A 1,942-nucleotide genomic window follows, 5' to 3' on the forward strand; every position below is an offset into this window, starting at 1 on the left:
GCGCACCTCGCCGCTGCCGGCCGAGGACGCAGACGCGGACCCCGACGCGGACCGGTCTTCGGGCACCGATCGCCCGTCCGGCACCGGGACGGACGGTCCCGCCGGCCGCCCGCCCGGCACCGGCGACGGCAGCGCCGCCGCCGAGGACGCCGCCGGCACCGACCACCCGTCCGATGCCGCGGCCGACACGGACGCGGACGCCGCCGCCGACACGGACGTCGACGGTGATGGTGAGGGGTTGGTGGACGGGGGTCCGGCGTGGTCGCGGGCGTTGCGGCGGCGGGTGTCGGAGGTCTTCGACCCGGCGGTGGCGGACAACGGTGCTGGGTCTCTGGGGGTCGGGGTGGGGGTGCTGGCGGGGATGCGTGGGGGTGCGGACCTGGCGGCGGTGCTTGCTCGGACGGACGCGGCGACGCTGGACCGGGTCGCGGGGATCGAGGTCCTGGCCGCGCACCGGCGCGTGGCGGCGTGGGCGGCGGGGCGGGCGGCGGTGACGGCGGCGCGGTTGTCGCACGCGGCGAGGTTCTTCGACCATCCGCGGCTGGCGGAGCCGGTGGACGTCACCGCGGAGGAGATCGCGATGCGTCTGGCGGTCTCGCGGCAGGAGGCCCGCAAGCTGGTCCGGGTCGGGGAGGGGCTGACGCGCAGGTTCCGCGACACCGCCGCGGCGCTGGAGGCCGGGGTGGTCGACTACCCCAAGGCGGCGGCGATCGTGACGACCCTGGCCGGTTCGCCGGTCCAGGTCGCGGTCCAGGTCGAGGCGCAGGTGCTGGAGGAGGCCGATGGGCGCACGGTGGCCCAGGTGCGCCGGGACCTGACCCGGGCCTTGGTGGAGGTGGACCCGCAGGACGCCCAGGACCGGCGGGTCCGGGCGCGGGCGCGGCGGCACGTGAACCACACCCGGGTGCTGCCGGACGGGATGGGCTCGATCTACGCGGTGCTGCCGGCCGAGGACTGCGTCCAGGTCGACCTGACTCTGGACGCGATCGCCCACGGGGCTAGGAACGACGGCGACGCCCGCACCATCGACCAGCTGCGCGCCGACGCCCTGCTCGCCCTGACCCACGCGGCCCTGATCGCCGGTACCACCGGCCCACCCGACACCCCGGACGCCACGGATACCGGCGTGCCCGGCGTGCCTGGCGTGCCCGGCGTGCGAAGCGTGGTGTCTCCGTCGGCGGCGAGCCCGCCGGGACCCGCCGACGCGATCGGCACGGTCCCGACAGGCGCGACGGGCACGGGGGCAGGCTGTGCTCCGCCCGGAGACGCACCCTCGGCCGATGAGCGCGCCGGCGGTGGCGACAGACTTGACAGCCCGGCGCCGGCTGGCGCGGGCGGCTCCGCCTGCTCGGGCGCGGGGACAGGTGCGTCGCCGCCCGCCGCGCCTCCCGGCGGTGTGCCTGGCACGGCCGGGCCGCCGGTCGGGGTGGAGTTCCCGCCGCTGCACGAGCTGCTGCTGCGCTCGCGCGAGCGCTTCACCGTCCCCGACATCCGCGTCCACGTCACCGTCCCGCTGGCCACCACCCTCCCGCCCGAACCCCCGGACGGGCCCGAGGGGACAGCCCTGCCCACCCGCAGCGACGACGGTGCCGACGGTGCCGACGGCGGCGTCGGTGCTGGTTCCGGGGCCGGCGAGGAGGTCGGTGGTGAGCCCGTTCCGGCGGCGTACCTGGAGGGCTACGGGCCGATCACCCCGGACCTGGCCCGGGCGCTGGCCGCCGGCGGGACGTGGCGGCGCCTGGTCACCGACCCGGTCACCGGGACCGTCACCCACCTCGGCCGCAGCGTCTACCGGCCCCCCGCGGCCCTGCAGGCCCTGGTCCGGGCCCGGGACGTCACCTGCGTGCGCCCGGCCTGCACCCACCTCGCCCGCCGCGCCCAGATCGACCACACCAAGGCCTGGTCCGCCGGCGGCACCACCGATCTGGACCAGCTCGGCACC

The 1,942-nt window shown here is 77.8% G+C and carries 1 protein-coding gene; it reads left to right on the forward strand.

What is annotated here, in order from left to right; all coding sequences use genetic code 11:
- Positions 1 to 1,942: DUF222 domain-containing protein (locus KZX45_RS19730; protein ID WP_248259464.1), on the forward strand; the 1,942-nt coding region annotated here is incomplete at both ends.

The organism is Georgenia sp. EYE_87 (assembly GCF_023148685.1).
Taxonomy (GTDB): domain Bacteria; phylum Actinomycetota; class Actinomycetes; order Actinomycetales; family Actinomycetaceae; genus Georgenia.